At 67.3% G+C, this 8,070-nt stretch carries 3 protein-coding genes and 1 pseudogene; all 4 read left to right on the forward strand.

Features of this window, described 5'->3' with window-relative positions; genetic code table 11:
- Positions 1-125 precede the first annotated feature (125 nt).
- Positions 126-3,170 carry an NACHT domain-containing NTPase gene (locus K2Z83_RS20240; RefSeq protein WP_220597003.1) on the forward strand — a complete coding sequence of 1,015 codons (3,045 nt, stop codon included), beginning with the start codon at positions 126-128 and terminating at the stop codon, positions 3,168-3,170.
- Positions 3,171-3,410: 240 nt separating this feature from the next.
- Positions 3,411-6,692: an SUMF1/EgtB/PvdO family nonheme iron enzyme gene (locus tag K2Z83_RS20245; RefSeq protein WP_220597004.1), complete on the forward strand. Its 3,282-nt coding sequence runs from the start codon at positions 3,411-3,413 to the stop codon at positions 6,690-6,692.
- A gap of 124 nt (positions 6,693-6,816) precedes the next feature.
- Positions 6,817-7,893 carry a reverse transcriptase domain-containing protein gene (locus K2Z83_RS20250; protein WP_220597005.1) on the forward strand — a complete coding sequence of 359 codons (1,077 nt, stop codon included), beginning with the start codon at positions 6,817-6,819 and terminating at the stop codon, positions 7,891-7,893.
- Positions 7,890-8,070: pseudogene (locus tag K2Z83_RS20255) on the forward strand (four helix bundle protein); the annotation flags it as partial. The gene K2Z83_RS20250 and the pseudogene K2Z83_RS20255, both read left to right, overlap by 4 nt.

An 8,070-nucleotide genomic window follows, 5' to 3' on the forward strand; every position in this document is an offset into this window, starting at 1 on the left:
CCCGTAATAGCGATCCGAACACACCCACGCATGCTATACTGCCCGCAGAGTCACGAGCGCCCGCCAGGTCTGGCCGTTGTGCGCTTGGACGCGCACGGTCGTAGCGCATTTCCATCGTACCACCTATGCCAGAAGACACCGCCGCCCACATCGCCCGCCTCCAGGCCGAGATTGCCGCCCTGCGTCTGGCCCTGCAACCCCTAGCAGCCCTGCCGGATCTGGCAGCGCCTTTCCGGCAGCAGCTCGCCGCGAAGGAGGCGGATCTCGCCGCGCTGGGCGGCGCTGCGCCCCCGTCGCCCCAGGTCAGCTTTGACAGCGCGCAGATGGGCGATGTGTCGATGGGAGACATCGCCGGTCACGATGTGATCGGCCAGCAGATCACAGGCGAGGCCAACGTCGGCGCGGCGGTGGCCGGCAATGTCGAGCGCAACCTGTTCGCCGGCGAGACCCACGGCAACAACTTCGCCGAGGTGATCAACATCTACGCCGCAGGCGGCGCGGCACCCCCAGCCGACTATGAGGGTGCGCTGCGGCGCTACCTCGACGACCTCTACGCCTGCCATGCCACCCTCGACCTGCGCGGAATCGATGAGCAGCGCCCTGTCGAGATCCCGCTGACCGACCTCTACATCTCGCTGACTCTGCGCGAGCCGGCCCTGGCCACCCTGCGCGGCCCCGGCGCGGTGCGCCGCTTCATGGGCACCTCGGGAGAACCTGCACCTGAAGCAGCATCCGCCCTGTTTGATGCGGAAAAGGCGGAGGAGCGCACCGTCGATTGGCCCGAGGCGCTGCGCGGCCACCCGCGCATCGCGGTGGTGGGCCGGCCGGGCAGTGGCAAGACCACCCTGCTGCACTACACGGCGGTGCGCCTTGCTGAAATTCTCGCCCGCGACGAGAATGAGCGCCTCGCCGATCTGGGCCTTGACCGGCCGCTGGTGCCGATCCTGCTCCCCCTCCGCGATCTCGGCACCTATCTCCCCGAGTACAGCGCGCGTGAGCGCAGCGGCAACAACCCGCGCCTGCTGCTCGATGGCCTGACGAGCTTCTATCAGGGCCGCAGCCTCGACCTGCCCGCCGACTTCTTCCAACGGCTCTGCGAGGAGGGCCGCGCCATCCTCCTGCTCGACGGTCTCGACGAGGTCTCGCGCACCGATGATCGCGAGATCGTCAGCGGGATCGTGCGCGAGTTCGCCCGGCGCTACCCGCGCTGCCGCTATGTCGTCACCGCGCGGGTCGCCGCCTACACCGGCGCGGCCGAGGTCGGCGCGGGATTCACGATCTGTACTGTGGACGACCTCGCCGACGCGCAGCAGCAGCGTTTCATCGCCAACTGGAGCGCCTGTGTCCACCGGCTGATGCACCCGAAGGCCAGCCGCGCGACCGTGGAGCGGCTGGCGACCATGTTCAACGACGGGCTCTGGACGGCGATCCGCGAGAACCAGGGCGTCGGTCGGCTGGCGCCCAACCCGCTGCTGCTGACCGTGATCGCAATCGTCTACTTTGATCGCCAGGATCTGCCCGAAAACCGCGCCCAGCTCTACGAGGAGTGTGTGACCGTGCTGCTGCGCGGCGGTCGCGGCAAGGTCGATCCGTCCGGCAAGGAGCGCGCGGCCCTGCTCATGAGCTTAGAGGCCCGGCGGGAGCTGCTGGCGGCGATGGCCTACCAGATGCACCTGGGCGGCGAGCAGCACAAGCTGGTCGGTCGCGACGACCTGGAGCAGCGCATCGCCGCCTACCTCGGCCCGCGCTCGACGGACGAGCGCGAGGCCGCCGACCTGGCCCGCGCCTTTCTCAAGGAACTGCCGGTGCATATCGGCCTGCTCGACGAGGTGGAGCAGCACCGCTTCGGCTTCAGCCACCTCTCCTTCCAGGAGTTCCTGGCCGCCCGCTACATCGCCGAGCAGCGTGAGGCGGTGTGGGACGAGCTGCTCGACCGCTACCAGGAGAGCTGGTGGCGCGAGGTGATCGTGCTCTGTGCCGGGCACATGAGCCAGGAGCGCAGCTGGCTCTTTCTGGGAAAGCTGATTACGCGCGGCGAGACGCCCGCCGCGCGGGCGGCGGCGCTCGATCTGGCCACGAGCGCCCTGCTGGAGCTGGAGCGCTTCAAGGGCCAGGGGCCGATCCGCGGCCAGATCCGCGACGAGGCGCTGCGCATCCTGGAGCTACAGCCAGCCGAGGCCTCCCCTGCCGCCGCTCGGGTGCGCTGTGGTGCGGTGCTGGCCCGCGTGGGCGACCCGCGCCCCGGCGTGTGCGACCTGCCGCCGCTGATGGTGCAGATTGACGGTGGCGGCTTTGTGATCGGGATGTCCGCAGAGGAAGTTACGGACTTCACTGAGCAGTATCTCGCTGAGTATCGTGAGGCGGGAAACACCATCGACGATGATTTGGATCGCAATCTGCGCAACCATTTCCAGGGATGGGTCAATACCGTACCGGTTGCGGTTCCGCCCTTCGAGCTGGCGCGCTACCCTGTGACCAATGCCCAATTCAAACTGTTTGTCGATGCGGGTGGCTACGACCCAGCTGCGGGCTGGTGGAGTGAACCCGGTCGAGCCTGGTTGCACGAGCCCTTGCCAGAGCGCAAACAGGATGGATGGGTACGCCGCAGCGCAAAAGATGCCCCAGAGTTTTGGGATGATCCAGATGTGGGGGTTGTGCGGCCGAATCATCCTGTGCTTGGGGTAAGTTGGTATGAGGTGACGGCGTTCTGTGCTTGGCTGACCGAGTGCCAGAAGGATGCGTATTGTTACCGGCTCCCGAGTGAGTCTGAATGGGAATTCGCGGCGCGAGGAACCGAGGCTCGCCCGTATGCTTGGGGTGATGCAGCACCTGATAATGAGCGGGCAAACTTTCGACAGAACGCGGGTTATACCTCAGCGGTCGGCTGCTTCCCCGCTGGAGCGACGTCAGGAACTGGCTTGCTGGACATGGCCGGGAATGTCTGGGAGTGGACGCGCAGCGTGTACCAGCCCTATCCCTACAACCCGACCGATGGGCGCGAGGACGGAACAGAACCGGCGCAAAAATACTTTACACTCCGCGGTGGCGCCTGGGTCAATCCGCCGATCCTCCTGCGCGCGGCCAACCGTCACGGCGTCACGCCTGTCGGTCTCAGCAATGATGTTGGGTTTCGGCTTGCCCGGCACCTCAAAACTGTAAAGCCTTTATGACGTGTTCTGTGTCCTGTATTTCGGCGTCAGTACAGGCGTGTCGCTGCTCCCGCTTCGGATAGCGCAGTACAGCCCCGTCTGAGCGAGCGTAGCGAGCGAATCGCGATTTTTTCACCACTGAGACACTGAGGACGTGAGGCACTGAGTTGTCGGCGGTTCAGTGCCTCACCCCCTCAGCGCCTCAGTGGTTCTGGTGGTCTGTGGCATTGTGGCGAATGACCTATATTCCGGGAGATGCCCGTGAGCGATGATCTCGCAGCCCGCCTCACCCGCCTGCGCCGGAAGCTCGCCAATGAGACCGACCCCGAGGAGCGGGCGGATCTCGCGGCGGCGATCGAGGCGCTGGAGCAGAAGATTACGGCCCAAGTCAACCTCGCCGGTGCCCAGACGGGCGATGTCTCTGTGGGCGATGTGGCCGGCGGCGACATTACCTCGGTCGAGCGACAGACGAACCAGACAATCAGCGGGAAGGCCCACGTCGGCGCGGCGGTGGCGGGCGATGTCCACGGCGACGTGAACATCACTATTGAAACGACCGGCCCGACCCTGAGCGACGAGGAGCGCCAGCTACTTGACCGCTATCTGCCGGCCATCCAGCAGAAGTATTGCCACCTGATGCTGCGTAACCGGGTCGCCCCCGAGCGCACCGGCAACGATGAGCGCGTCGTCCCCGAGCTGTACCTCGAAGAGGTCTACACGACCCTCACCACCGACGGCCCGGCGCGGATCGTGGCCGAGGCCGAGCTTACGACGGCTGACCTGCGGAAGCGCCTCGCCGAGCTTCAGGAGCAGCCAGCCACCCCCGACCAGGTTGAGCCGCAGGATGTGCGCGCCCTGGTCTATCGCCCGCTCACCCGCCGCACACCTGCGAAGGGCCGCGGTGCCCCGGCGCGCGATGACCTCGACGGCGCGGCGGAGGCGGCCTGGTCGCGCGGCCTGCTGCCCGACGATACCTCGGCCCGCGCCCGCTTCCAGGTGCGCGAGACCCGGCCCGAGCTGGCGGTAGAGGCGCTGGCCCCGCAGGCGCTGGCCCCGCAGGCGCGGATCGTGCTCCTCGGCGGCCCCGGCAGCGGCAAGTCCACCGTGCTGCGCTATGTGGCCCTGCTCCTGGCCCAGTCCCTCGCACACGACACGCCCCCACGCCTGCCCGGCTGGGGCGCGGCCCGCATCCCCTTCTTCATCCCCCTGGGCACGCTGAATGCGCAGCTTGATCAGACCGATGCCGCCGACGCCCTGATCGCCGCGCTGCTGGCCGAGCTGGGCGGCACCGGCGATCTGCTGCCCACGGCGCAGGTGCGCCGGCTGCTCTTCGGCATGCTCCCGCGCACCATCCTGCTGCTCGACGGGCTCGACGAGCTGTCGGCGGAGGCACGCCCCGGCCAGCCGACCGACCCGCGCAGCCGGGTGATCGCCGCGATCCGGCAGATCGCCCGCGACTACCCGGACACCGTGATCGTCGTCACCTCGCGCGAACGCCCCTACCGCGCGCCGCGCATCTTCCCCGCCGACGAGGGCTGGCAGACGCGGGTGGTGCAGCCCTTCGCCCGTGGCCAGGTGCGGGGCTTCCTCCAGCGCTGGTACGCGGCCATGGCCCGCGTCGGCGAGACGGGGGTGAGCGACGCGGGGGCGGCGCTGGCCGCCGCCGATCTCGGCGATCAGCTCGACGCCCAGCCGGCGTTGCTCCAGTCGATTGCCGCGACCGACCATGCCGACGGGCCGCAGCCGCCGACCTCGCCCCTGCTGCTCACCATGCTGGCCATCCTGCACTACAACCTCGGCGGCGAGCGCCTGCCGACCGAGCGCGCGCGGATCTACGAGCAGCTGGTGGTGCTGCTGCTGCACCGCTGGGAGCCGCGCCGCAGCGACCCCTTTGTGAAGGGGCGCGACCTGGTGAGCCGGCTGAAAGACCCCCAGGGCACGCGCGATGACGAGCTGCCGGATCTGAAGGGGGCCGACGACCTGCGCAGCGTGCTGCACGAGGTGGCCTTCACGACCCACCGCGACGCGCCGGACGGCGAGAGCCGGGGCGTGATCGACGGCGACCGGCTCTTTGGCACCCTCAAGCGCTTCTTCTGGCATACCCACCGCTGTGAGGAGGCCCAGGCGACGGCGAAGGCCCAGCTCTTCCTGGCCGCCCTGAAGGATGAGGCCGGGCTGTTGGTGCCGCGTGACGAGCAGACCTACCAGTTCCCGCACCTGACCTTCCAGGAGTATCTGGCGGCATGCCACCTGGCCGAGCACGAGGAGGGCGAGCAGGAGGCCTACGCCTGCTGGCAGGGGAAGGACGGCGACCGCTGGCGCGAGGTGATTCTGCTGATGATGGGGTGCCTGCGTCGCCAGCGCAATGGCGTGCGGGTGGGCCGTCCCTGGCTCACCGACTGGCTGCTCGACACAAGCCGAGCGAAGACCCCAGCCCAGGCCCAGCGCGACGCCCTGCTGGCCGCCGATTGCTACCGCGATTTGGGCGGGCGGGCGGCGCTCACCCGCTACAGCGAGGGGATTGAGGCGGCGCTGCGTACCGCGCTCGCCGCGATCTTCGTTCCCGTTGTGGTACCTGCGGGCCTCGCCGCCGCTGACCGTGTGCGCGCTGGGGCCATCCTGGCCGAGCTTGGCGACCCGCGCCCCGGCGTGTGCGACCTGCCGCCGCCGATGGTGGTGATCCAAGGCGGCAGCTTTGTGATTGGGAGTAGCCATGAAGAGGCGCAGCGTGCCAACGAGCAATATGAGCAGCAGTATGGCCGGAAGATAGATGTCGCTTCCCGTGAGATCAATAATCAATCGGTGGCTGTGGCTACCTTTGAAGTAGCCCGTTACCCCGTCACAAATGCCCAGTTCGAGCAGTTTATTGATGCTGAGGGTTACAACCTGGACGCGCCCTGGTGGGATGTGGCTGGACGTGCGTGGCTGGCCCGCGATGATCAGGCGACCAAAGGACTCGAGTCTTGGCAGCAACGCACGACCAAGCAACAGCCCAGCTATTGGGATAACCCGCGCTTCGGCATCGCCCGCCCGAACTACCCGGTGGTGGGGGTGAGTTGGTATGAGGCAGCCGCGTTCTGCCGCTGGCTAACAGATCACCACCTGAACGACGGCTACACCTACCGCCTGCCCAGCGAGGCGGAGTGGGAGTACGCAGCGCGGGGAAGCGCGCGCCGCACCTACCCCTGGGGCGATCCCGAGCCAGACAACGAGCGTGCTAATTTCGATGGGCAGTACAATGGCACATCTGCCGTCGGCTGCTTTCCGGCTGGGGCGACGCTGGGAACCGGGCTGCTCGACATGGCCGGGAATGTCTGGGAGTGGACGCGCAGCGCATATCAGTCCTATCCCTACGACCCGAGCGATGGGCGTGAAGACGGGGCGGAACCAGCGCAAAAACACTTTACAATTCGCGGTGGCGCCTGGAACAATCGCCCGATCAACCTGCGCGCGGCCTTCCGTGACTACTACACGCCCGGCCTCCTCAATCGGAATGTTGGTTTTCGGCTTGCCCGGCACCTCAAAACTGTAAAGCTTTTATGACGTGTTCTGTGTCCTGTATTTCGGCGTCAGTACAGAAATATCGATGCTCCCACTTCGGATAGCGCGGTACAACCCCGTCTGAGCGAGCGCAGCGAGCGAATCGCAGATTTTTTCTGGGGGACCGGTGAAGACCTACAAGCATCTCTTCGACCAGGTCTGCAGCTTCGATAACCTCTGGCACGCCTTCCACCAGGCTCGTAAGGGCAAGCGCAGCAAGGCGGCGGTGGCGACCTTCGCGTACCACCTGGAGCGCAACCTGCTCAGCCTGGAGCGCGAGCTGCGCGACGGCAGCTACCAGCCCGGCGGCTACCGCCACTTCTACATCCACGAGCCGAAGCGGCGCAAGATCAGCGCCGCGCCCTTCCGCGACCGGGTGGTTCACCACGCCCTCTGCAACGTGATCGAGCCCATCTTCGAGTGCCGCTTCAGCGACGCATCCTTTGCCTGCCGGGTGGGCAAGGGCACCCACCGCGCGCTCGACCGCGCCCAGGCTCTCGCCCGGCGCTACCGCTATGTCTTGCAGGGCGACGTGGTTCAATTCTTCCCATCAATCGATCACCAGGTGCTGCGTGGCCTGCTGGCCCGGCGCATCGCCGACCCGCAGGTGCTGGCGCTGATCGACCGCATCCTCGACAGCGGCGCGGGCGTGCTGGCCAGCGAGTACACCCCGCAGTGGTTCCCCGGCGACGACCTGTTCACGCCCAGCGAGCGCCCGCGCGGCCTGCCGATCGGCAACCTGACCTCGCAGTTCTGGGGCAATGTCTACTTGAACGAGCTGGACACCTTCGTGGCCCAGGAGCTGCGCAGCAGCGCCTACGTGCGCTACGCCGATGACTGGCTGCTCTTCAGTGACGATAAGCCTCAGTTGCACGCCTGGCGCGCGCGGATCGAGGCGTTCCTCGCCCGCCTGCGCCTGGTGCTGCACGACCGCAAAACCCAGATCTACCCGGTCGCCACGGGCATGCCCTTTCTCGGCTTCCGGCTCTACCCGGCCTACCGTCGGCTCAAGCGACCAAACGTGATGCGCTTCAAGCGGCGCATGCGGCGGCTGTTTGCGACCTACGCCAACGGCGAGATCCCAATGGATCGCATCCAGACAAGCATCGACGGCTGGGTTGGGCACGCCCGCCACGGCAGCACCTACCGGCTGCGCCAGCAGCTGCTCGGCGGTCTGGTCGTACCCCGGCGAGGCGAGGCATGAGCTTCGAGCCCTCGCCGATCTTCGCCAAGACCTACGACCTGCTGGCCTGGCTGATCCCGCTGACCATGCAGTTCCCCAAGAGCCATCGCTTCGTGCTGGCCCTGCGCGTGCAGGACGCCGCCCTCGACTTCCACGAGCTGCTGATTGGCGCAGGCAAGAGCCAGCGCGGCGAGCGGC

The sequence above is a fragment of the Oscillochloris sp. ZM17-4 genome (assembly GCF_019599295.1).
Classification (GTDB): Bacteria; Chloroflexota; Chloroflexia; order Chloroflexales; family Chloroflexaceae; genus Oscillochloris.